Annotated in this window: 20 protein-coding genes, 1 tRNA gene and 1 pseudogene; 14 read left to right on the forward strand and 8 right to left on the reverse strand. The window is 71.5% G+C overall.

Translation table 11 applies throughout. The features are described from left to right. Window positions 1-66 precede the first annotated feature (66 nt). The 4 genes and pseudogenes from FHS38_RS23770 to FHS38_RS23785 all read right to left on the reverse strand — a co-directional run bounded on the left by FHS38_RS23770 (window position 67) and on the right by FHS38_RS23785 (window position 2,479). Window positions 67-139 (reverse strand) — tRNA-Arg (locus FHS38_RS23770). A gap of 254 nt (window positions 140-393) precedes the next feature. Continuing rightward, window positions 394-561: pseudogene (locus tag FHS38_RS23775) on the reverse strand (UTRA domain-containing protein); the annotation flags it as partial. Window positions 562-647: 86 nt separating this feature from the next. Further along, window positions 648-1,205: a GNAT family N-acetyltransferase gene (locus FHS38_RS23780; RefSeq protein WP_184736557.1), complete on the reverse strand. Its 558-nt coding sequence runs from the start codon at window positions 1,203-1,205 to the stop codon at window positions 648-650. Beyond that, window positions 1,202-2,479, reverse strand: a complete 1,278-nt coding sequence (locus FHS38_RS23785) for an NsdA family TPR-like regulatory protein (RefSeq protein WP_184736559.1) — start codon at window positions 2,477-2,479, stop codon at window positions 1,202-1,204. The genes FHS38_RS23780 and FHS38_RS23785 overlap by 4 nt, the downstream gene beginning before the upstream one ends. A gap of 417 nt (window positions 2,480-2,896) precedes the next feature. On the opposite strand from FHS38_RS23785, the gene FHS38_RS23790 reads away from it, so the two are divergent. The 6 genes from FHS38_RS23790 (at window position 2,897) to FHS38_RS23815 (ending at window position 10,671) form a co-directional block, all read left to right on the forward strand. Continuing rightward, the gene (locus FHS38_RS23790) at window positions 2,897-3,247 is read left to right on the forward strand and encodes a hypothetical protein (RefSeq protein WP_184736561.1); all 351 of its coding nucleotides are present in this window, start codon (window positions 2,897-2,899) and stop codon (window positions 3,245-3,247) included. An 11-nt stretch (window positions 3,248-3,258) separates the two neighbouring features. Beyond that, complete coding sequence (locus tag FHS38_RS23795) at window positions 3,259-3,567, forward strand: cupin domain-containing protein (protein ID WP_184736563.1); 309 nt, start codon at window positions 3,259-3,261, stop codon at window positions 3,565-3,567. A gap of 64 nt (window positions 3,568-3,631) precedes the next feature. Next, on the forward strand, window positions 3,632-5,266 hold the full coding sequence (locus tag FHS38_RS23800; protein WP_184736566.1) for a serine/threonine-protein kinase: 1,635 nt from the start codon (window positions 3,632-3,634) through the stop codon (window positions 5,264-5,266). Between the two features lie 63 nt (window positions 5,267-5,329). Then, entirely contained in the window at window positions 5,330-7,036 is a 1,707-nt protein-coding gene (locus FHS38_RS23805; RefSeq protein ID WP_184736568.1) for a serine/threonine-protein kinase, read from the forward strand. Window positions 7,037-7,166: 130 nt separating this feature from the next. Next, window positions 7,167-8,825 carry a succinic semialdehyde dehydrogenase gene (locus FHS38_RS23810; RefSeq protein ID WP_184736570.1) on the forward strand — a complete coding sequence of 553 codons (1,659 nt, stop codon included), beginning with the start codon at window positions 7,167-7,169 and terminating at the stop codon, window positions 8,823-8,825. 43 nt (window positions 8,826-8,868) lie between these two features. Next, on the forward strand, window positions 8,869-10,671 hold the full coding sequence (locus FHS38_RS23815; RefSeq protein WP_184736572.1) for a GMC family oxidoreductase N-terminal domain-containing protein: 1,803 nt from the start codon (window positions 8,869-8,871) through the stop codon (window positions 10,669-10,671). A gap of 81 nt (window positions 10,672-10,752) precedes the next feature. Here the strand turns inward: FHS38_RS23815 and FHS38_RS23820 are convergent, their stop codons facing one another. Next, window positions 10,753-11,454 carry a hypothetical protein gene (locus tag FHS38_RS23820; protein ID WP_184736574.1) on the reverse strand — a complete coding sequence of 234 codons (702 nt, stop codon included), beginning with the start codon at window positions 11,452-11,454 and terminating at the stop codon, window positions 10,753-10,755. Window position 11,455: 1 nt separating this feature from the next. Between FHS38_RS23820 and FHS38_RS23825 the strand changes: the two genes are divergently transcribed. After that, a complete protein-coding gene (locus FHS38_RS23825; RefSeq protein WP_184736576.1) occupies window positions 11,456-11,701 on the forward strand; it encodes a hypothetical protein in 246 nt (81 codons plus the stop codon). An 819-nt stretch (window positions 11,702-12,520) separates the two neighbouring features. Here FHS38_RS23825 and FHS38_RS23830 read toward each other — a convergent pair. Beyond that, window positions 12,521-12,820 carry a chorismate mutase gene (locus FHS38_RS23830; RefSeq protein WP_184736578.1) on the reverse strand — a complete coding sequence of 100 codons (300 nt, stop codon included), beginning with the start codon at window positions 12,818-12,820 and terminating at the stop codon, window positions 12,521-12,523. Window positions 12,821-13,071: 251 nt separating this feature from the next. Here FHS38_RS23830 and guaA point away from each other — a divergent pair, with 251 nt between their 5' ends. From guaA to FHS38_RS23850, 4 genes are all read left to right on the forward strand, one after another. Continuing rightward, entirely contained in the window at window positions 13,072-14,670 is a 1,599-nt protein-coding gene (gene guaA, locus FHS38_RS23835) for a glutamine-hydrolyzing GMP synthase (protein WP_184736580.1), read from the forward strand. Window positions 14,671-14,866: 196 nt separating this feature from the next. Next, window positions 14,867-15,661, forward strand: a complete 795-nt coding sequence (locus FHS38_RS23840) for a class II aldolase/adducin family protein (protein WP_184736582.1) — start codon at window positions 14,867-14,869, stop codon at window positions 15,659-15,661. A 185-nt stretch (window positions 15,662-15,846) separates the two neighbouring features. Further along, window positions 15,847-16,869, forward strand: coding sequence for a L,D-transpeptidase (locus FHS38_RS23845; protein ID WP_184736584.1), 1,023 nt, complete (start codon window positions 15,847-15,849; stop codon window positions 16,867-16,869). A 146-nt stretch (window positions 16,870-17,015) separates the two neighbouring features. Further along, window positions 17,016-17,552, forward strand: a complete 537-nt coding sequence (locus FHS38_RS23850) for a DoxX family protein (RefSeq protein ID WP_184736586.1) — start codon at window positions 17,016-17,018, stop codon at window positions 17,550-17,552. Window positions 17,553-17,670: 118 nt separating this feature from the next. Here the strand turns inward: FHS38_RS23850 and FHS38_RS23855 are convergent, their stop codons facing one another. Together FHS38_RS23855 and FHS38_RS23860 are read right to left on the reverse strand one after the other, a co-directional pair. Next, on the reverse strand, window positions 17,671-17,898 hold the full coding sequence (locus tag FHS38_RS23855; RefSeq protein WP_184736588.1) for a hypothetical protein: 228 nt from the start codon (window positions 17,896-17,898) through the stop codon (window positions 17,671-17,673). Next, entirely contained in the window at window positions 17,885-19,258 is a 1,374-nt protein-coding gene (locus FHS38_RS23860; RefSeq protein WP_184736590.1) for a PspC domain-containing protein, read from the reverse strand. The genes FHS38_RS23855 and FHS38_RS23860 overlap by 14 nt, the downstream gene beginning before the upstream one ends. Window positions 19,259-19,390: 132 nt before the next feature. Here FHS38_RS23860 and FHS38_RS23865 point away from each other — a divergent pair, with 132 nt between their 5' ends. The 3 genes from FHS38_RS23865 to FHS38_RS23875 all read left to right on the forward strand — a co-directional run bounded on the left by FHS38_RS23865 (window position 19,391) and on the right by FHS38_RS23875 (window position 23,288). Continuing rightward, entirely contained in the window at window positions 19,391-21,145 is a 1,755-nt protein-coding gene (locus FHS38_RS23865) for a serine/threonine-protein kinase (protein ID WP_268246168.1), read from the forward strand. 149 nt (window positions 21,146-21,294) lie between these two features. Further along, window positions 21,295-22,608: an ATP-binding protein gene (locus tag FHS38_RS23870; protein WP_184736594.1), complete on the forward strand. Its 1,314-nt coding sequence runs from the start codon at window positions 21,295-21,297 to the stop codon at window positions 22,606-22,608. Next, on the forward strand, window positions 22,605-23,288 hold the full coding sequence (locus FHS38_RS23875; RefSeq protein ID WP_130879458.1) for a LuxR C-terminal-related transcriptional regulator: 684 nt from the start codon (window positions 22,605-22,607) through the stop codon (window positions 23,286-23,288). Before FHS38_RS23870 ends, FHS38_RS23875 begins: the two co-directional genes overlap by 4 nt. Window positions 23,289-23,327: the final 39 nt, after the last annotated feature.

Here is a 23,327-nt window from a genome sequence, read left to right on the forward strand (position 1 = left end):
CTTGGCCCGTGCGGACGGGCGAACGCGAGAGGCCCCTTCCGGTGTCGGAAGGGGCCTCTCGGGCTGTGCACTCGGCAGGATTCGAACCTGCAACCTCTTGATCCGTAGTCAAGTGCTCTATCCGTTGAGCTACGAGTGCGGGGCGTTGCGGGAGCAACCTTACAGGATTTTTTCCGGGGTATTCGCACACCCGTGAGCGGTGGGGTGGGGGCTCGGCCCGGCCGAGCCGAATTCACTGCCCACCGCACCGTGCCCCGCCGCTCCCATCGGCCGAGGGCGCGGCCCGTCCCCGGCCGACGGAGCCCTGGGTGCCGGCGTGTGACCTGTCATTCGTCATTCCGGAGTGATCTCGTAGCGCAGCCGCTGGCGGTGCGCGGGCATGGTCATCATGTCGAGCAAATCGGCGATCTCCGTCGGCGCGGGCACCTCCCCGGCGTGCACGATGCGCTGACTCCCAGGCCGCCCCTTGGCTGCGGCCTCGGCAGCCCACGCCTCCGGCTGCCCCGCGTCGCGCGGCTTCAGGTACGGCATTGAGCTGCTGATCCACTCGCCGGTGGTCATGGTGTCCTCCCTCGGGTGACGCTGTTGGGTGCGATTTCCATCTTTCGCGAATTCTGCAGCCATCAACGTCTGCTTCGCAGGCGCGTTCAGTGGGCCAGGCTGAGCAGGAGGACGTCATGAAGATCCGCGTCTTCCCAGGGGTAGGCGTCGCCGATCTTCCGATAGCCCCAGGAGCGGTACGCGGCGACTGCCGCCTTGCTTTCGGGGTGGACGTTCAGCAAAACGCGCTCGGCGCCGTTGCCCTGGAGCACGGCGTCGTGCAGTCGGCGGGCGATGCCGCGCCCGCGCCACGGCGCGCGTACGGCCAGTTCCATCAGCCCGAAGGTCCGGCGTCCGTCCTCACGGCGCATCTCGTCAGGCACGGGTGCGATGAGTTGATCCCACCAGCCGGTGGTGGACCCGAGGTTGTAGCCGTAGGCGATGCCCACCGGCTCGCCCTTCCCGGTGTGGGCGAGAGCGCCTCGGAAGGTGTGTTTACGGGTCTGCGAGCGGAAGCGGCGGAAGGTCACTTTCACATCCTCTGCCGTCTCGCAGTAGGGCGGCTCGGCGAATACCTCGGCGTAGACGAGGCGGAAGGCGTCCTCGGCCTGTACGGCGGCCGGCCCGTCCATGGGCTCGACCGCGATCGTTTCAGGTCCCCTCATGTTGCGCTCCCTCGTGCGACCTCGCGGATGCGTGCTGAGCAGTCGCGGGCTTCAGGGCAGTCAAGGCGATCGGCGGCCTCTTGGAATCCGCGCATTCTGTCCAGTAGCCGTGGTGAGGAGATGCCGCCGCATGATTCGAGGACGTGGCTCATTTCCGCGCATGCCTCCTCGGCTTCCCTGGCTTCGAGCAGGACTCTCGCCAGCTTGACGCGGTAGGAAGCGCTGTTGCGGGCGTAGTCGCCACCGATACCACGAACGGAGGCCCGCAGGAAGGGAACGGCCCGCTTGGGTTGATTCGCCCGTACATACATGTCGGCTGTTGCGTAGTCCACTTCAAAGGCACCTGCGAACTTGGCCCAGTTGGGAGCGTCGGTATCGCAATCGGTCCGTGCCTGGTAGGTCACGGCGCGGCTGAGGGCCCGGCGAGCACCGGGGAAATCACCGGCGACTGTCGCTACATTCGCGTCGCGGAGAGCGATGACCAAGTGCACGGTCGGGCCGGCGCCCACGTGGCTCGCGAGACGGTAGGCGTTCTCGACGGCACTACCCGCTTCCCACGCTCGCTCTGCCTTGATCGCGAGAAGAACAAGGGTTTCCAGGACCGAGATCTGCAGTAGGGGGTCATCGACCAGCTGGGCCGCGACCAAAGCTTCCAGACATGCGGCGCGTCCCTCCTCGATGCGTCCGCCGTCGTATCCGTACCAAGCGCGATGTCCGTGCAGCTCGGCGAGCATCGTCTGAAGCTCGCATCCGATGCGCGAGGTGTACGAGGCGGAACTGAGTGCCTGCGTGATGGCGCCTTCGATCCGTCGTGCCTGAGCCATGGCGGGCACGCTGCCTACCATGTGGTCCGTCCGGTAGAGGTCGTCCAGCCGCTCGCGCAGGTGACCGATGTCGATCGCTCCGATCCGTGGCCCCGGCCGCCTGGGTGTCAGTGCCGAGGCGGCCAGGGCGCCGGTTTCGGCGACGAACGTCCTCCTCTTCACGGCTCCGGCCTCGCTGACGGGCCCGGAAGCCGTCACGCGGTGACTGGGGACGTCGAATCCCATCTCGGCGAGCGGTACACCGAGCATCGCTTCCAGCACGGTCTGCTGGCCGGGGTGCGGCAGCGGCGGGGGCGACTCGTTCTCCCAACGGCGCAGTTGCCGTTCGCTTACGGCCGCGCTGATACCGAGGCGAGTGGCTTCCCGAACGAAGGCGGCAACGAACGATTGCTGTGTATGTCCGGCGGCTTGCCGCAAATCGGCCAGCTTGCTGATGCGCCTGCCCGCCATACGAACCTCTCCCGGTTGCGGTATGTCATCTCACCGTAGCGACTTGGCCCTTTGGGTACGGGAAAACGTCCGCCTGAACGTCCGGTTCAGCGAAACCCTGAGTGATCCGGCACGCGGTGAACTTGCGGTGCACCACCTCGAAGAGTGGGCGGACCCGTTGGGGGACTGATGACCATGACCCTTCGCGTGTACGAGGTCGACAGCAGGACCGGTCGGATCGTGCGCGAGCGCGGCGGATCAACTGTGAGGGCCAAAGCCCGGCCGTACTCGCCCCCGCTGTCCATCGCGTACCCGCTGTGCCAGTGCCGCAGATGTCATACCGACGGCACCGGCGCCGATGAGCAGTGGTCATCGGTGGATGCCGGTTCGGCCCCACACGGCGTTACGCCCACTCCCTCACCTCCTGAAGGGCGCACCGTGACCAACCCCGTTCCACTCCCCGCCTACGACCCCACCCGCATCGAGGCAGTCGTCCGACGCGCCCAGGACCCCACCCAAACCCCCACCCCCGCCACCCGCCTCGCCCTGCGCGCCGCCGTCGCCGCGCTTCTGCCCCACGCCATCCGTCACCGCGACACCCTGGCTCCCGGCGACGCCGCCCGGCAGTACGTCGGCGAGACCATCGCGCGGGCGCACGCCTGGCAGGCGCTGGTGAGCGTGCCCGCAGGGCCGCTCGCGAGCCTCGCGGCCGAACTGCTGCGGTACGCACGACAGGCCCCCGTGAAGCTTTGCCCAACGGTCAGCCACCCCGGCGCCCCGCGCCACTAGCGTCACCGTCCATGGAAACGATCAACGTACGGAACGTGGCCGCCGCCCTCCCCGAAGCCTGGAACTCGCGTGTGCTCGGTGAGGCCGGCGGGGCCTGCGTGAAGGTGCTGCGGATGGACGACGGCGGACTGGAGGAGGAGGCGCACGCGGACGCCGAGGCGCTGTTCGTGCTCGACGGGTGCCTCGAACTCACCGTGGAGGGCGTGCCGATGGCCGTCCGGACAGGTGAGCTGTATGTCGTACCGCCCAATACCGCGCACACCGTGCGACGCGGGAGTCGCGGGGTGCTGATGGTGATCGAGGGAAGCCAGGCCGGTTGAATTCCGCCTGCTGGATGGGGGACGCCGCCGGTATCGGGCCGGAGGCGTGGGGCAAGATGGGGCCATGGGGACCTTCGCTGCACCCGAAGGGTTGATCGCCGGCCGCTACCGGCTCGGGCCGAGGATCGGGCGTGGCGGCATGGGCACCGTTTGGCGTGCCAATGACGAGCTGCTGGCCCGTGAAGTCGCGGTCAAGGAGCTGCACGTCGACGACGAACTGAGCGCCGCCGAGGCGCAGGTGCACCGCGACCGCACGCTGCGCGAGGCCCGTACGGTCGCGCAGATCAAGCACCCGAACGTGATCGTCCTGCACGACATCGTCGAGCAGGACGGGCGCCCCTGGATCGTCATGGAGCTGGTGGACGGCCGGGCGTTGTCCGACCGGCTGGCCGCCGAGGGGCCGGTGCCGGCGCGGGAGGCGGCCCGGATCGGGGTCGCGATGCTGGGGGCGCTGCGCGCCGCCCACGCGCGCGGTGTGCTGCACCGGGACATCAAGCCCGCGAACGTCCTCCTGGAGGCCGGCACCGGCCGGGTCGTGCTGACGGACTTCGGCATCGCCCAGGTGTCGGGGGCGACGACGATCACCGAGACCGGGGCGTTCGTCGGCTCGCCCGAGTACACCGCGCCGGAGCGGATGTCGGGCGGCCGTACCGGTCCGGAATCCGATCTGTGGTCCCTGGGGGTGCTGTTGTGCACCGCGCTCAGTGGTGCGTCCCCCTTCCACCGGGACTCCCTCGGCGGGATCCTGCACGCCGTCGTCTACGACGAGATCCGGCCCCCCGCCAACGCGGGCCCGCTGCTGCCGGTCGTACGCGGCCTGCTGGAGCGCGATCCGGCGCACCGGATGGGCGCGGACGAGGCGGAGCGGCTGCTGCGCGGCTACCTCGACACCGGGCGGCTGGCGTCGTCCGCCCGCTACACCCCGACGCAGCGCAGCGTGCCCGTACCGCCACCTGCCCCGGCCCCACCGGCACCCCCGTCCCCCGACGCCACACCCCACAACACGGGCACCGATCCGTCGCCCACCTGCCCGCCGCAGAACGCCCGGCGCGGGCGCGGGCGTACCGTCCTGATGGCGGCCGTCGCCCTCACCGCCCTGGCCGGCATGGGTGCTGGCCTCGCCGTCGTCCTGGTGGACCGGGAATCGGAACCGGTGGACCCGAAGCCGGGACGCCCGTCGGTCCCCTCCGGGCAGGCGTCGGTCGCCGTCCCCTCACTGCCCAGCCAGCCGCGCGTCAAGGCGCCCGCCGGGTATCACGTCGTGCGGGACCCGGCCGGGTTCGCGCTCGCCGTGCCCGACGGCTACACCCGTTCCCTCGAACCACCGCGTGTCTTCTACTACTCGCCCGGCAAGGAGTTCCGGATCGGCATCCTCATCCAGGACGCCCGCCCCGACGGCCCCATCGGCGCGATGCGCGACTCCGCCGCCCAGGCCCCGGACCGCTACCCCGGCTACTGCGACGGCCGCGTCGAGAAGACCACCCACAAGGGGAACCCGGCCGCGTCCTGGGAATTCACCTGGAACGGTTTCGAGGAGGACCCGGGCCCCCGGCACACCTACGACCTCGGCTGGGACGAGGGCGGGAAGATGTACGACGTGTGGGTGTCGGGTCCGGCCGTCAAGTCGGTCGAGGGGCGCCGGCATTTCGACACCGCCCTGGACACCTTTGTGCGGACCCGGCCGGTTTCGTCGCCCTGACCTGGGGCGGGGCCGAGGTGGCCGAGGTGCGCCCACGGGCCCCCGGTTGGTAATGATTGGTTCATGACGAACCACGGGGGACGGGCCGACGAGCCCACCAGCTACGGGCTCCAGCCGCCGGGTGCTCCGGCCGCGTTCGGCGCGCCGACTCATCCCTATTCCGGCCACCTCGCAGCACCGAACGGGGCGAACGGCACGTATCAGCCGACGGCCCACCACACCCCGTCCCCGCAGCCCGCTGCCCCGCAGGGCACGGCCGAGCCGGGCGTCGTCCGCAGGGTCGGCGGCCGTTACCGGCTCGTCTCCCGCCTCGGCCACGGCGGCATGGGCACCGTGTGGAAGGCCCGTGACGAGGTCGTCGACCGCGACGTGGCCGTGAAGGAGCCGCGCGTCCCCGACCACCTGCCGGAGAGCATGCGGCAGACCGTCTACCAGCGCATGCAGCGCGAGGCCCGCGCCGCCGCCCGTATCGACCACCCCTCGGTCGTCACCGTCCACGACGTCGTCATCGAGGACGGCCGCCCCTGGATCGTCATGGAGCTGGTGCGCGGGCGATCCCTCGCCGACCGGCTCACCGAGGGCACCCTGGACCCCCGCGAGACCGCCAAGATCGGTCTGGCGGTCCTGGGCGCCCTGTCCGCCGCCCACGCGGCGGGCGTGCTGCACCGCGACGTGAAGCCGGACAACGTGCTGCTCGGCCCCGACGACCGTGTGGTGCTCACCGACTTCGGCATCGCGCAGATCGAGGGCGAGCAGGGCCTGACCGAGACGGGCGCCTTCGTCGGCTCGCCCGAATTCGTCGCTCCGGAACGCGTGTTGGGCCAGGTGCCCGGTCCGGAGTCCGACCTGTGGTCGCTGGGCGTCGTGCTCTACGCGGCCGTGGAAGGCGTCTCCCCCTTCCGCCGCACCAACACCCCCGCCACCCTCCAGAGCATCCTGTCCGCCGAGCCGCAGACCCCCTCACGCGGTTCGGGCGCGCTCGGAACGCTCGTCATGCAGCTGCTCCGCAAGGACCCGGCGGCCCGCCCGACGAGCGCCGAGGCCCGGCAGACGCTGGAGTCCGTGGCCCGTCCGACGGCGCCGCGGCCCGCGGCGTTCGCGACGCCGGCGACGGCCGGCACCGGCAGCCGCTGGGTGCCGCCCGTGCTCCAGGGCAACCGCAAGGCGCAGTGGGGTCTCGGCGGTGGGATCGTCGCCCTGGGCGTCGCGGCGGCGCTGCTCATCTTGAACCCGTTCGCGGTCGGACCGGCGATACCCCTGAACTGGAAGGTCCGGGAGGAGCCGGAGATCGTGCGGGCGTCCCTCGCGGTCCCCGAGGACTACATCAAGACCACGGACGCCGACAAGGGGTGGGTCGGCTTCAGCGACCCCAGCGGCGTGTTCATCATCTACCTGACCCGCGCGACGGAGGAGCCCAAGCCGGGATCGTCCACGCCCCAGCCCGACATCGGCTCGGCCGACGCCGAAGCCGACAAGCTCAAGGCCTACTACCAGGGCGGCACGGCCTCGGGGATCAACGACCCCGTGGCGAAGAAGAGCAAGGCGACCTACAAGGGCATGGACTCGGCGGAGGTCCAGACCGTCTACCGCAAGTCCGGGAGCGACGAGGCGGACCCCAAGAGGCTCATCCGGACCCAGATCATCGTCAACGAGGCCAAGAACGTCTCCTGGCAGCTGGAAGTGCGGATGCCCGAGAAGGGCGAGTCCCGCAAGGACGGCGACAAGCTCTTCGAGAACGTCCGTCAATACCTGAAGCTCCAGGACAAGTGAGGCCCGGGGGGCGGTGACCTCACCGGCCTCGCCCGTCGCGCCAGCGATCGCTGGCGCGATTGTGCCGGAGCAGTGAAAACAGGCTACTGGCGGGTACCCAAAGTGTCGGCCCACGCCTACGCTCGCCCTCATGACGGACTCGCGGCGCGGCGCAGCAGAGATAGCAGGGGCAACGGCGACCACGGAGGCGACGAAGGAGTCAACGGGGCGCGGGAGCAACCCCGTTGCCCCTGTGGGCGTCCGTACCGCCGCCGACGTCGTCACCCCCGCCCTCGTCGCCCGTCTCACCACCGGTGTCCTCGGCAGCGGCACGACCGCCAACCACGCGCCCTTCACCGGGCGGAAGCTCGCCGACCTGCCGGAGTCGACCCCGCAGGACGTCGCCGCCGCGTTCGACCGGGCCCGCGAGGCGCAGCGCCGCTGGGCCGCCGTGCCCGTGCGGCAGCGCGCGGCGGTGCTGCTGCGCTTCCACGACCTCGTGCTCGCGCGGCAGGCCGAGGTCCTGGACCTCATCCAGCTGGAGACCGGCAAGGCCAGACTGCACGCGCACGAGGAAGTGCAGGCCGTCGCCGTCGCGGCCCGCCACTACGGGCGCAAGGCGCCGGCGTATCTGCGGCCCAAGGGGCACATGGGTGTGGTCCCGACCCTCACCAAGGTCACCGAGCTGCGCCAACCGCGGGGCGTCGTCGGTCAGATCGCTCCCTGGAACTACCCCTTCGAGCTGTCCGTCGGTGACGCCCTCCCCGCGTTCGTCGCGGGCAACGCCGTCGTGATGAAGCCCGACACCGAGACGGCGCTGACCGCCCTGTGGGCCCGTGAGCTGCTGATCGAGGCGGGCCTGCCCGCGGACGTGTGGCAGGTCGTGCTCGGGGAGGGCCCGGTCGTCGGCCCGGCCGTCGTCGCCCACGCCGACTACGTCTCCTTCACCGGCTCGACCCGCACCGGCCGCGAGGTCGCCCAGGGCGCCGCCGCCCGCCTGGTCGGCTGCTCGCTGGAGCTCGGCGGCAAGAACGCCATGCTGGTCCTGCGCGACGCCGACGTCGAGAAGGCCGCCGCGGGCGCGATCCGCGGCTGCTTCTCCTCCGCCGGCCAGCTGTGCATCTCCATCGAGCGGCTGTACGTCCACGAGTCGGTCGCCGACGAGTTCGTCCGGCGGTTCGTCGCCCGCACGAAGGCGATGCGGCTCGGCACGGGCCTGGCCTACGGCGCCGACATGGGGTCGCTCGTCTCCGACAGGCAGCTGGAGACCGTGACCCGGCACGTCGAGGAGGCCGTCGCCAAGGGCGCAACCGTCCTCGCGGGCGGCCGCCCCCGGCCCGACGTCGGCCCACTGTTCTACGAGCCGACCGTCCTCGAAGGCGTCGAGGCGCCCATGGCGGTCTGCGCGGAGGAGACCTTCGGCCCGGTCGTCTCCGTCTACCGCTTCCGCGACGAGGACGAGGCCGTCGGACTGGCCAACGCCACCCCCTACGGGCTCAACGCCAGCGTCTGGACCAAGGACGGGCGGCGGGGCCGGGCGGTCGCGGCCCGGCTGCGCGCGGGCACGGTCAACGTCAACGAGGCCTACGCGGCCGCCTACGGCAGCGCGCGGTCACCCATGGGCGGCATGGGCGACTCGGGGCTGGGACGCCGGCACGGCTCCGAGGGCATCCTCAAATACACCGAGGCCCAGACCGTCGCCCAGCAGCGGATCATGCCGCTCGGCCCGGCCTTCGGCCTGGACGACGAGAAGTACGCGGCGCTCATGTCGAGCGGCCTGCGTGCGATGAAGGCCCTGCGCCTGCGCTGAACCCGCACGCCCGACGCGTCCGCACACTCCTACGGAGGTCCCGGTGGCAGAGTTCGACTACGACGTGATCGTCATCGGCTCGGGCTTCGGCGGTTCGGTGTCCGCCCTGCGCCTGACCGAGAAGGGGTACCGCGTCGGCGTGCTGGAGGCGGGCCGCCGCTTCACCCGCGACACCCTGCCCAAGAACTCCTGGGACCTGCGCAACTACCTCTGGGCCCCGGCCCTCGGCCTCTACGGCATCCAGCGCATCCACCTCCTCGGCCATGTGATGGTGCTGGCGGGCGCCGGCGTGGGCGGCGGCTCGCTCAACTACGCCAACACGCTGTACGTGCCGCCGAAGCCGTTCTTCGACGACCCGCAGTGGGCGCACATCACCGACTGGCAGGAGGAGCTGAAGCCGTACTACGACCAGGCCCGGCGCATGCTCGGTGTACGGCTCAACCCGACCATGACGCCCTCGGACGTCCACCTCAAGGCGGCGGCCGAGAAGATGGGCGTGGGGGACACCTTCCACCTGGCACCGGTCGGGGTGTTCTTCGGGGACGGGAAAGACGCCGGCGGCACGGCGGGCGCCCCGCGGGCCGAGCCGGGCGCCGAGACGCCCGACCCGTACTTCGGCGGCGCGGGTCCGGCCCGCAGGGCCTGCACCGAGTGCGGCGAGTGCATGACCGGCTGCCGGCACGGCGCGAAGAACTCCCTCACCGAGAACTACCTCCACCTCGCCGAGCGGGCCGGGGCGGTCATCCATCCGATGACCACGGTCGTGGCCGTCACCGAGCACCCGGGTGGTGGGTTCAAGGTCGTGACCGTGCCCACCGACAAGCGGCGCAAGGCCCGGCCGAGGGTGCTGCGCGCGCAGCGGGTGGTCGTCGCCGCCGGTACCTACGGCACCCAGACGCTGCTGCACTCCATGAAGGACAAGGGCCTGCTGCCCCGGATCCCCGACCGCCTCGGCCACCTCACCCGTACCAACTCCGAGGCCCTCGTCGGCGCCATGACCGACAACCGGCGCTACCGCAAGGCCCACGGGGTGCCGGAGGTCGACTTCACGCGCGGAGTCGCGATCACGTCCTCCGTCCACCCCAACGCCGATACCCACATCGAACCCGTCCGGTACGGGAAGGGCTCCAACGCGATGGGCGCCCTGTCGATCAGCCAGGTGCCGGTGGGCACCCGCGCGCCACGCGTGGTGGCCTTCGCGGCGAACTGCGTGCGGCATCCCGTGGTGGCCCTGCGGTCGCTCTCCAACCGCCGCTGGTCCGAGCGCACGATCATCGGCCTGGTCATGCAGTCGCTGGACAACTCCCTGACCACGTACCGGAAGCGGAGCGGGCCGGGCAAGGGCCTGCTCACCGCCCGGCAGGGGCACGGCGCGCCCAACCCGAAGCAGATCCCCGAGGCGGCCGAGGCGGCGACGCTCATCGCGCAGGAGATCAACGGCTTCGCGGGCAGCAACGTCGGCGAGCTGATCGGCACCCCGCTCACCGCCCACTTCCTGGGGGGCTGCCCCATCGGCTCCGACGCCACCCAGGGGGTCATCGACCCCTACCACCGGCTGTACGGGCACCCGGGCATCTCCGTCGTCGACGGCGCCGCCGTCTCCGCGAACCTGGGCGTCAATCCGTCGCTGACCATCACGGCCCAGGCGGAGCGCGCGATGTCGTTCTGGCCGAACAAGGGCGAGGCGGATCCCCGCCCGGAGCAAGGCGGTGCGTACGCACGGGTGGCCGCCGTGGAGCCCCGCAGCCCGGCGGTCCCGAAGGACGCCTACGGGGCACTGCGGCTGCCGTTCCTGGCGGTGCCGGTGGTACCGAAACGCGCCGAGCGGGGCGCCGAACAGGTGTAAGGCTCATGGGTAAGGCCCGCGCTCCATGGAGCGCGGGCCTTACCCGTCACTGCTCACCGCTCACTGTTCCCGGTCCCGGGTTTACGCGGCGGAGTTCGCCTTACGGCGGCGCACGACGAAGACCGCGCCCGCTCCCACGGCCACCGCCGCGCCGCTGAGCGCGGCGACCGTCGGCAGCCCGGACGAGGAACCCGTCCGGGCGAGTTCACCGGTCACGGGCAGGGTGGACAGACTGCCCCGGGCGGCGGGCTTGTCGGCGTGCCGGGCCTTGCCCGGCTTGGCGGTGGTGCCCTTGGCGTCGTCGACCTTGCCGGGCTCGCTGCCGACGGGCAGCACGTCGAAGTAGAAGATCGAGCCCTCCGCGTCACCGCACGTGCCGTCCTGGCCGGTGTAGGACCCGGTCTGGAAGGCCGCGCCGTACCCGGCGGGGGCCTTTGCGTCGATCTTCAGCCGGATCCTGGCGTCGACGTACTGCCGGGGCCTGAGGTTCTCCGCCTCGGCGAAGTCACCGAACTCCAGGTTCTGCCAGGAGCGCTTCTGGACGTTGTACCACTCCACGCTGAGGTACTTGCCGGTGTCCTCAGCTTCGTCCTTGCCGTCCCAGGTCCAGACGTCCATGAAGGCGACGACCGAACGCAGTTCCCCGTTGGAGGTGTTGGTCGCCCGGTAGACGAAGCTCTGCCAGCCGGAGCCGGCCACGATCTTGCTGGGGAGGCCGATGAGCTCGGTCTTGAGCTGTGCCTTCTCCGGGCGCTCGCCGCAGTCGTCCGGCGCGCCCGTCACCGTGCTCGAAGCGGCAGGGGACGGTGAGGTGGAGGTGGACGACGGGCTCGGATCGCCGGTCGAGGCCGAGGTCGAGGTGGCGGTCGTGGTGGCCGAGGACGGCGCGGCCGGGCTCGGGGGCGCGGACGAGGCGGGAGGCTCCACGACGGGCGAGGGCGAGGCGCTGGGGGTCGGTGACGCCGACGGCGTGGTCGACGGGTCCGGCGAGGCGCTCGGCGGGGCCGGCTCGCCCGTGGCGAAGGCGTAGGGGGCGACGAGCAGTGCGGCGGGGCCGATGACAGCCGTGGCGGCGGCTGTGGCAAGAGCGCGGCGAAGCTTCATGGAGACCTCTTCGGGGTCCGAAGTGAAGGGGCCGTCGCGGTGGGGAGGGGGAAACGCGGTCATGGCCCGTGCGATTGCAGGTACATGACCAGTGATCGCCTCGAATGGTTGCGCGGCGCCGCGAGGCCGGCGCCCGTGATTGATCTCACAGAATGCCGTGGATCGGCGAAGGGCCCCGTGGCCGCCTCCGCGGGGGGCGCGGGCGGCCACGGGGCCCTTGACTGCCGGCACCGGAGTCAGGGCAGGGTCGGTGCCGCGGAGCGGCGCCGGGGGAAGCGCCGCAGGTTCGAGAGGTCGTGTCGGCCCGGCCACTGGTTCGACCAATGGCGGTGCGGGCCCAGGGATTTGGTGTCCCCTTGGCATCGTGGGGGATGTCCCTCGCCGGGCGCAACCGTTTCGACCGGATACGGTCGGTTCCAGGCGTCCCTGGAACCGACCGATCTTGGGTGGCGGCCGGGCTGCTGTCCCCTGCTGACCGGTCGCCGTGCCACCGGAGTGAGGTCCCACGACGTACGTGCTCGTACGTCTCACACTCCGGTGGATCCGCCCTGTCGTTGCCGGGCGCCCAGGTGAACAGGGACGGAAGCCACGTGTGGATTTCAAGTGGGCCGCTCCTGGCTGGTGCGGACAACGGGTCCAACGAAGGGCGTCGCGACGCGGTCACGCGCCGTACGGGTGACGGCGCCCGAACTCGGATCCGCGTCAGGTCCGCGTCAGACCCGGGGCAGACCGGGTCGGATCCGGGTCAGATCCGCCCCCGGCACAGCTCCAGGAGGGTCATGGCCAGCGTGGTGCCGGGCTTGCCGAGCTGATCGCTGAAGTGGTTGAGGATCTCCATCTCGCGGGCGAGGCTCACCCGGGGGCCGCCCGAGGCGATCCGCTCGCGTTGGATCACCGCCGAGACGGCCATCCGCTCCTGTACGAGCCCGATGATCCGCCCGTCGAGATCATCGATCCGTCCGCGCGCGTCGGTGATCAGGTGGGCGGCCTCGTCCGTGCGGGCGCCGGTCTCCGGGGCGGTCCGGGGTGCGGTCTGGGTGCTCATGTCCGTGTCTCCTGGGGGTCGGGCCCCGTGGCCGGTCATCGGACCCGGAAAACGCAGGACGCCCCGGGCCTTGTCGGCCCGGGGCGCCTGGGAAGTCGCTGATCAGTGTTTCAAGCAGCACAACCATGGCAGCCGGTCGGGCCGGTGCCATAGGTAAACGCGAAGGTGAGCTGCTTAAACATGGGGCTCAGTATGAGCCCGTTAGAATGGAAAGTCCAAACCCCCCGTTTCACCGCCGGAAGGCCGCCGAAGTGCCATCAGCGTCCCCTGCTGCCGCCCACGACAACACCGCGGACCCCGTCCTCGTTGTCGACTTCGGCGCGCAGTACGCCCAGCTCATCGCCCGCCGCGTCCGCGAGGCCCGGGTCTACAGCGAGATCGTTCCGTCCACCATGCCGGTGGAGGAGATGCTCGCCAAGAACCCGAAGGCGATCATCCTCTCCGGCGGTCCGTCGTCGGTCTACGCGGACGGTGCCCCGAGCATCGACCGCTCCCTCTTCGAAGCCGACGTTCCCGTCTTCGGTATGTGCTACGGCTTCCAGCTGATGGCCACCACCCTGGGCGGCACCGTCGACGACAACGGCGCCCGCGAGTACGGCCGCACCCCGCTGAGCGTCTCCAAGGTCAGCTCCACCCTCTTCGAGGGCACGCCGGCCGAGCAGTCGGTGTGGATGTCGCACGGCGACGCCTGCTCCGCCGCCCCCGAGGGCTTCACCGTCACCGCGTCCACGGACGTCGTGCCGGTCGCCGCCTTCGAGAACGACGAGAAGAAGCTCTACGGCGTCCAGTACCACCCCGAGGTGCTGCACTCCACCCACGGCCAGCAGGTCCTGGAGCACTTCCTCTACCGTGGCGCGGGCATCGAGCCCACCTGGACGACCGGCAACGTCATCGAGGAGCAGATCGCCTCGATCCGTGAGCAGGTCGGCACCAAGCGTGCCATCTGCGGGCTGTCCGGCGGCGTCGACTCCGCCGTGGCCGCCGCCCTCGTCCAGAAGGCCATCGGCTCGCAGCTCACCTGCGTCTACGTCGACCACGGCCTGATGCGCAAGGGCGAGACCGAGCAGGTCGAGAAGGACTTCGTCGCCGCGACCGGTGTGCAGCTCAAGGTCGTCGACGCGCAGGAGCGCTTCCTGACCGCGCTCGCCGGCGTCTCCGACCCGGAGACCAAGCGCAAGATCATCGGCCGTGAGTTCATCCGCGTCTTCGAGCAGGCCCAGGCCGAGCTCGTCGCCGAGGCGGGCGCGGCCGGCGAGGCCGTGGAGTTCCTGGTCCAGGGCACGCTCTACCCGGACGTGGTCGAGTCCGGCGGCGGCACCGGCACCGCGAACATCAAGTCCCACCACAACGTGGGCGGCCTCCCCGAGGACCTCGAGTTCAAGCTCATCGAGCCGCTGCGCCAGCTGTTCAAGGACGAGGTCCGCATGGTCGGCGCCGAGCTGGGCCTGCCGGCCGAGATCGTCCAGCGCCAGCCCTTCCCCGGCCCGGGCCTCGGTATCCGCATCGTCGGCGAGGTCACCAAGGAGCGCCTGGACCTGCTGCGCGAGGCCGACGCCATCGCCCGCGAGGAGCTGACGGCCGCCGGTCTGGACAACGAGATCTGGCAGTGCCCGGTGGTCCTGCTCGCGGACGTCCGCAGCGTCGGCGTCCAGGGCGACGGCCGCACCTACGGTCACCCGATCGTGCTGCGCCCGGTCTCCTCCGAGGACGCCATGACGGCGGACTGGACCCGGATGCCGTACGAGGTGCTGGCGAAGATCTCGACCCGGATCACCAACGAGGTCAAGGACGTCAACCGCGTGGTGCTCGACGTGACGAGCAAGCCGCCGGGGACGATCGAGTGGGAGTAGCCCTCCCGGCCTCCCGATAGGCCTTTTGTACGGTCGACGCCGATGCCGTCGCTCATTCGTTTGAGCGGCGGCATCGGCGTTCGCGCGGTCGATCGGTGCCCTGCTCGGGGCGGCCGGCCCGTCGTCCCTCTGTTCTCCGGCGGTACCCGGCGGTAGCTTCCGTTGCGTAGCCACGGACCAGCCCGAGGAGACCGCCATGCCGCAGCCGACCCCGCCGGAGCCGATACCCACCGACCAGCTTCACTTCGCGATGCCGCCCCGGCACGAGAGCGTCGAGGACGAGCGGCAGCACCGCAAGGAGCGGCTCGCGGCCGCGCTGCGGCTCTTCGGGCGGCTCGGGTTCGAGGAGGGCGTGGCGGGCCATATCACCGCGCGGGACCCGGAGTTCACGGACTGCTTCTGGGTCAATCCGTTCGGGATGTCCTTCAAGCACGTCACCGTCTCCGATCTGATCCTGGTGAACCATCAGGGACAGGTCGTCGAGGGGCGGTACCACGTCAACCAGGCGGCGTTCGCGATCCATTCGCAGGTCCACCGGGCCCGGCCGGACGTCGTGGCCGCCGCGCACAGCCACTCCACGTACGGGCGGGCGCTGGCCGCGCTGGGGGAGCCGCTGGAGCCGATCACGCAGGACGTCTGCGCCTTCTACCAGGACCATGCGGTCTTCGACGACTACACGGGCGTGGTCCTCGACGAGGAGGAGGGGCGGCGGATAGCGACCACCCTCGGGCCGCACAAGGCCGTGATCCTGCGCAACCACGGGCTGTTGACCGTCGGCGACTCCGTCGACGCGGCGGCGTGGTGGTTCATCACGATGGAACGCTCCTGCCAGGTGCAGCTGGTCGCGAAGGCCGCCGGGAAACCGGTGCTCATCGACCCCGAGAGCGCCCTGCACACCCGGGAGCAGCTCGGCAACGACCTGGTGGCGTGGATCAACTACCAGCCGCTGTACCAGCAGATCACCCGTAGCGAGCCGGAGCTGCTGGGCTGAGCCCCGGGGTGACTTCCGGCCCGGGCCGGGCCGGGTCCCATCCCCGCCCAGGGGCGGGGGTGGCTCGTCCTTCCGGGCGCCTTTGATGCGCTTTTGCGCTGCCTACGATGAATGAGTGCCGGGGCCTCGCCGCCTCGGCATTGTCACGCCTGGAAGAAACGGTTCGGAAGAAGACTGGTAGGAACATGCGCCTCTCCCGCTGCATCGGGCTGTCCGCCGCCCTGGCCCTGACCGGCCTGGCAGTCACCGGATGCGGCGGCGGCGCCGAGGCCGAGGAGCGGCCCGGTTCCGGCAAGCCGTCCTCCCCGTCCTCGTCCGCGCCCTCCGCGCCGGCCTCCGCGGCCGTCCCGGAGAAGCTCGCCCCGCCCGCTGTGGAGCTGCCGGGCGCCGCCAAAGTCGTACGGCCCGAGATCGCCCCCGCGAACGGTGAGAAGGTCGGCGTGGGGCAGCCCGTCGCCATCGTCTTCAAGCAGCAGAAGGTCTCGCCCGAGCTGCGCGCGGGCATCGAGGGACGGCTGAAGGTCCGGACCTCGCCGAAGACCGCCGGGGCCTGGCACTGGGCGGAGTCCAAGGGCGACACCCTCCTCCACTTCCGGCCCGAGAAGTACTGGCCCGCGGGGACCGAGGTCTCGCTCGACGCCCGCCTCGGCAAGGTCGAGCTGGCCCCCGGCACGGCCGTCGACCGCGACCGGAGGATCAACTTCACCATCGGCGCCGCGATGATCAACACGGTGGACCTCAAGGCCCACAGGATGACCGTCGTCCGCGACGGCAAGACGCTGCGCAGCATCCCCGTCAGCGGCGGCGACGAGAAGAAGTTCAAGACCCGCGACGGCATCAAGACCATCCTCGCCAAGGAGGGCCGGGTCGTCATGGACTCGCGCTCCATCGGCATCCCGCGCAACCACCCCGACGGCTTCTACGGCTCGTACGACTACAGCATGCGCGAGACGGTCAGCGGCGAGTACGTGCACGCGGCGCCCGACAACGCCGAGTCCTTCGGCAAGGAGAACGTCAGCCACGGCTGCATCGGCATGTCCACGGCCGACGCCAAGTGGCTGTACGGGCTGAGCCTCAAGGGCGACGTCGTCCAGGTCACGGGCAGTTCCGGCAAGCCGATGGACACCTTCGGCAACGGCTACGGCGACTGGAACCTCAGCTGGGAGCAGTGGCTGAGGGGCAGCGCGCTCGGCGTCCGCACCGGCTGATCTGCTCAGCTCACGGCCCCGCCCCGCCAGGGTTCCGAGGTTGTCCACAGCCCTGTGGTTGTCCACAGGGCTGAACGCGTTCGGCCCGACATACGTATGGTCGGGTGAGGGCAGTGGGGGCAATGGGCGGAGAGGCGGCGGATGGCATGGCTTTCACAGGTCGGACGGAAACGGTCGGCGGCGGCACGGACCGGCGGTCCGCCCTCTCGCGGTACGCGCTGCTGCCGCTGCGTGTCTTCCTGGGCGTCACGTTCGTCTACGCGGGGCTCGACAAGCTCACCGACTCGGCCTTCCTGGCGAGCAGCGGTCCGGGCTCCCTCGGTGAGCTGATGCGCGCGGTGCGGGACAGCGCCGCGATCCCCGGCCTCGTCGACCTGGCGCTGAAGAGCCCCGTCGGCTTCGGCTACGCCATCGGCATCGGCGAGCTGGCGGTCGGCATAGGCACCCTGCTGGGGCTGTTCGCCCGTGTGGCGGCGGTCGGGGGCGCCCTCATCTCCCTCAGCCTGTGGCTGACCGTGAGCTGGGCGACCACGCCCTACTACTACGGCAACGACCTCGCCTATCTGATGGCCTGGCTGCCGTTGGTCCTGGCGGGCGCGCCCATGCTTTCTGCCGATGCCGCCTTGCGCCGTAGGCGCTTTCGCTGGGGCCGCCGGGCCTTCCGGGGCAGCCTGCCGGCGTGATCGGGCCGTCTGTGCCGCCTGCGGCGGAGAGCGCCCTGCGAGCGCGTCCTCAAGCCTGTCCGGCGCTTGAGGACACCGCCGCGCAGCGGAGGTGCGCACGCCACCGCCTCGACCCCGGTCACCCCGACCGACCGGGCTCCCGGTCGTCGGGCTCCCGGCGGCGGCGGACGGCGACGGCGAGAGCGGAGACCGTGCCGGAGACGCAGAGGCCGATGCCCAGGGCCGGCAGCAGCACGTAGGCGGGGAAGTGCCACCGGCCGGCGGCTGCGGCGAGATAGGCCGCGCAGCCGCCCAGGAGGACCAGCCCGATGACGAGCTTGCCCGGTTCGAAGTCATGGCGTCGCACGGGTCACCTCCACCTGGCCGATACCGACCTCGAGCCGGATCTCCAGCGTGCCGCGCGAGGCGTGTCCGGCGGGCGGCGGCAGGGTGATCCGTTTGCGTTGCCCGGGGCTGATGTCGATGTCGTCGCGCTGCTCGCCGGGCAGCTGGATGTCGCCGAGGCCGACCTTGACGTCGAGCCGGGCCGTGACGTCCGGGGGCACGACGACCTTGAGCTGCCCGGCGCCCGCCCCGGCGCTCGTGCCGATCACCTTGTCCTTCGGCCAAGCGACACCCGACAGGTCGAGCACGCCGACGCCGCTGCCCACCGCGTAATGGTCCCGGACCTCCGCCGCGTTCGCCGGGCGCCAGGTCTTCCGGGTCCAGTCGGCCGTCACCGACTCCGGCAGCGCGGCGGCGCCCGTGAGCAGGACGCCGGTCAGCATCGCCGCGAAGACGGTGCCGCCACCCGTGCGCCCGTACAGCGCGCTCGTCGCGATGCCGAGGCCGAAGACGCCGAGCGCGCACGCGAGGCCGATCTCCAGGGAGGTGCCCACCGGCCGGTCGTGCCAGGTCAGCCCGGTGCCGAGCGCGAAGGCGGCCAACGCCAGCAGGAAGACCCAGCCGCCCAGCGCCCGCCCGGCCGGCTGCGGCGCGGGGCGTGCCACGGGGAAGGGCGGGCGGGCGGCCGCGGTCTTCGGCTCGTACAGGCCGTCGAACGGGCCGTGGCCGCCGTACCGGCCGTGGCCGTGGGCCGGGTCGGCGCCCAGGGCGTCGTCGGGACCCCACAAATAGCCCGTGCCCGCGGCGGCCGGGCCCGTCATGCCGTCCTTGACGAGCGGGTCGCGCCACCAGGAGGGGGTGCCCGGCGTGGGCGGTGCCTTCGTCTCCGGCGGGGCCTCCACCGTTTTCTGGGTGGCCGGGGCGTCCTCCTCGCCGTCCGCGTGCCGGTGGTGCTGCGACCAATAGGCCGCGCCGACGACCGCGATGGCCAGCGCCAGCGAGAAGGCCATCGCGCCGCTGTTGTTGAGCATCGACAGGAACAGGCCGCAGCCCACCAACGCGCAGAGCAGCGCCGTCAGGGCCGGGCCCTCGACCCGGCCCGACAGCATCCGCCGGGCCTCGTTCTCCTCCTCGCCCTCCAGCGGGACGAGCAGCCACGCCAGCCCGTAGACGATCAGGCCCAGCCCGCCCGTGACCCCGAGCACGCCCAGCACCACCCGGAAGACGACCGGGTCCAGGTCGAAGCAGCGGCCGAGGCCCCCGCAGACACCGGAGAGCACCTTGTGCTCACGGCTGCGCCGCAAGGGCGGCCTGGCGCCCGGCGGCGGGTTGTGCGCCGGGTCAGCGGGCCGGGAGCCCTGGGCGGTTGGTGCGTCGGTCATACGGACATGGTGTCAACCGGGCGGTGCGAAGGGCATCCGTGGAGACCCTGTTCGTTCCCTGAGATTTTCCCTGAGACGGTGGCGGATATCGTGGCGCATCGAACACCCATGGGGGAACCGGAGGGGCGCACGGTGTCTGATTCAGTGTCCGGGGCTGCGTCCGGGTGGCCCGCGGCGGCCGGATCGCGGCCGGACCGCGGTCTGCTGATCGCCGGGCGGTACCGGCTCCTCGAGCGCGTGGGCCGCGGCGGCATGGGCACCGTCTGGCGTGCCGAGGACGAGTTGCTGGACCGTCAGGTGGCGCTCAAGCAGCTGCACGTCTCCCCGTACCTGGAGGAGGACGAACTCGCCACCCTCTACGAGCGCACCCGCCGCGAGGCGCGCAGCGCGGCCCGCATCAACCACCCCAACGTGGTCGTCGTCCACGATGTGGTCGAGCACGACGGACTGCCGTGCATCGTGATGGAGTACGTGCCGTCGACGACGCTCGGCGACGTCATCCGGCAGGGCACCGTTTCGCCGGACGAGGCGGCCCGTATCGGGCGCGGCATGATCGCGGCGTTGCGAGCGGCCCACGCGGCCGGGGTGCTGCACCGCGACGTCAAGCCCGGCAACGTGCTGCTCGGCGAGGACGGGCGGGTCGTGCTCACCGACTTCGGCATCGCCCAGTCCACCGGCACCTCGACGCTGACCAAGACGGGCGAGATGGTCGGTTCGATCGACTACATCGCGCCCGAGCGGGTCAAGGGGGCCAAGCCGGGCCCCGCGTCCGACCTGTGGGCGCTCGGTGCGACGCTGTATCAGGCGCTGGAAGGGCGACCGCCGTTCCGCAAGGACACAGCAGTTGAGACGGCCTATGCCATCGCCATGGACCCGCTGGAACCGCCCCTGCGGGCGGGGCCGCTGACGAGGCTGATCGAGACCCTGCTCGCCAAGGAGCCGGACCTGCGCCCGCCGGCCGAGCTGGCCGAGCAGATCCTGCGCGAGCCGGTGGCCGAGGTGGAGACGGCGTATCTGCGCATACCGGAGCGGCGGACCGAGAGCACGACGGTCACCGCCGGTGCGCCCACGGCCGTCGAGCCGTCCGGACGCGAGGAGTCTGCCGAGCCGTCGGGACCTGCCGAGCCGTCGGGGTCTGACGGGACGGCGGAGACGTCGGGTTCGGTTGCTCCGTCGAGGGCCTCCGGTGCGGTGGGGGAGCGAACAGCCGGTGCCGAGCGGGAAGGCGGCCGCCGCCGGGCCCGCACGCTCCTGTGGGGCGCGACCGCCACCGTCGTCGCCGCCGGGCTCGCGGCCGGCGCGTTCTTCATGACGCGGGACGCCGGCGACGGCCAGGACACCGACCCCCGGGCGGCCGCTCCCGAGAACGTCGAGCGGCACACCGGCCGGCCCGCCGAGCCGTCTCCGGCGGCCTGGAAGCCACCGCCCGTGCCGGCGGGCTACCACCTGGTGGAGGAGAAACAGCTCGGTGTCTCCTTCCCCGTGCCGAACGGCTGGACCCGCAAGGAGAAGTCGCCCGTCGAGGTCGACTACATCGCCCCGGGCGGGCTGGTCGGCATCAAGGTCAACGTCCTCGACTTCGCGAGCCCCGACCACCTCCGGCACTGGAAGGAGGTCGAGGAGCAGCTCAAGACGGAGGTCGACGGCTATCGGCTGGGCCGGATGCAGGAGACCAAGTTCCGGGGCGAGCCCGCGGCCGTATGGGAGTTCACCTTCAAGGGCCGGGTCCGCGAGTTCCGGGCCATCGACCTCGGCTTCGGCCGGGAGGGCGGCAACGAGTACGCCCTCTACCTCTCCGCGCCGAAGGACGAGTGGAACCGGCACGTCTCCGTCTTCCACGCGCTCCGTGACGGCTTCCGGCCGGGACCCGACGGACCCGGCTCGTAGGGACGGGCCCGTCGGGGCCGCTCGACAGGCTCGACAGGGCCGTGGTCCCGTACCGGGAGGGCGTGCGGCGGGCGTGCCGGGGGTTTCCCCGGGTCCGGTCAGGGACGACCCTGATACCCCTACGGGCACGGGCATGTGACGATCGGAGCATGACCAGCGCATCGACGACGCCGCCCCGCGCCGCAAGCGCCTACGCGCCGTCCGACCCCGACGCCCGTCCGCTGCGCAAGCTGTACCGCAGTGCCGAGGGGCGGATGCTGGGCGGCGTGGCCCGGGGGCTCGCGGGGCACCTGGGCATGCCGGTGTCGTGGGTGCGGGTCGCGTTCGGCGCGCTGTTCATGGTGCAGGGCATGGGTGCCGTGCTCTACGCGGTGTTCTGGTTCGTCGTACCGCTCGGCGTCGGCGGGGTCGAGGCACCGCGCCCGGCGGCCGCCGCCGAGGCCTCCCCGGACGGGCGCAGACGACTCTTCGCCCGTAAGCCCGACCGGGGCCAGGTCTTCGCGCTCATCGCCGTCATCATCGGTTTCGCGATCTTCGTCGACACGCTCCAGCTCGGCCGTGCCAACGCCTACATCTGGCCGCTGCTGCTGATCGGCGCGGGCGTCGCCCTCGTCTGGCGGCAGGCCGACAACGCCCGGCGTGCCCACTGGATGGAGGTCAGCCGCCGCAAGCGGGTCCTGCCGCTCGCGCGCGGCGCGGCGGGCGTGCTGCTGGTCGGCGCCGGGGTCACCGGCATGGTCGTCCTCCAGGGGTCGGCCCGGCACCTGGGCACGGTCCTCCAGGCCTCGTTGGCCGTCGTGGTGGGTATCGCGCTGTTGGCGGGCCCCTCGGTCGTCCGGATGACGCAGGACCTCTCGGCGGAACGGACGATGCGCATCCGCGCCCAGGAGCGCGCCGAGGTCGCGGCCCACGTCCACGACTCCGTCCTGCACACCCTCACCCTCATCCAGCGCAACGCCGACGACCCCCGCGAGGTCGCCCGCCTCGCCCGCGCCCAGGAGCGGGAGCTGCGCGCCTGGCTCTACAAGCCCGAGGGGCGCGGCAAGGACGAGGCCGAGGAGCCCACCACCCTGGCGGAGGCCGTGAAGGCCACCGCCGCCGAGGTCGAGGACTACCACGGGGTCCCGATCGAGGTCGTCGTCGTCGGCGACTGCCCGCTGGACGAGCGGCTGGCCGCGCAGCAGCAGGCCGCCCGGGAAGCCATGGTCAACGCCGCCAAGTACGGTGGCGAGGGCGGCGCCGTCCAGGTCTATGCCGAGGTCGAGGGGCGTACGGTCTTCATCTCCGTACGGGACCGGGGTCCCGGCTTCGATCCGGACGCCGTGCCCGAGGACCGGATGGGCGTCCGCGAATCGATCATCGGCAGGATGCAGCGCAACGGCGGCACGGCGAGACTGCGTTCCGCGCCCGACGGGGGGACCGAAGTGGAGCTGGAAATGGAGAGGGCGGAGAAGACGTCATGACGACCGAAGAAGTGACGGAGCGCCATGCGAGGGTCGTGCTCGTGGACGACCACCGGATGTTCCGCACCGGTGTGCAGGCCGAGATCGGAGCCACCGAGCGGACGGGCGTCGAGGTCGTGGGCGAGGCCGCCGACGTCGACCAGGCGGTGACGGTCATCACGGCGACCCGCCCCGAGGTCGTCCTGCTGGACGTCCATCTGCCCGGCGGCGGCGGGGTGGAGGTGCTGCGCCGCAGCGCCGCGATGATGGCCGACCCCGAGTCCCCGGTCCGCTTCCTCGCCCTGTCGGTCTCCGACGCCGCCGAGGACGTCATCGGCGTCATCCGCGGTGGTGCCCGCGGTTACGTCACCAAGACCATCACCGGTACGGACCTGGTCGACGCGATCTTCCGGGTCAAGGACGGCGACGCCGTCTTCTCGCCCCGCCTGGCCGGCTTCGTGCTGGACGCCTTCGCGTCGACCGACGCCCCGCCGGTCGACGAGGATCTCGACCGGCTGACCCAGCGCGAGCGCGAGGTGCTGCGTCTGATCGCGCGCGGCTACGCCTACAAGGAGATCGCCAAGCAGCTCTTCATCTCGGTCAAGACGGTCGAGTCGCACGTCTCGGCGGTGCTGCGCAAGCTCCAGCTGTCCAACCGCCACGAGCTGACCCGGTGGGCCACGGCCCGCAGGCTGGTCTGACCGGGCCCACGTCGGCCCCGGTCTGCTGACCGTCATACC

The sequence above is a fragment of the Streptomyces netropsis genome (genome assembly GCF_014203545.1).
GTDB classification, from domain to species: Bacteria; Actinomycetota; Actinomycetes; order Streptomycetales; family Streptomycetaceae; genus Streptomyces; species Streptomyces netropsis.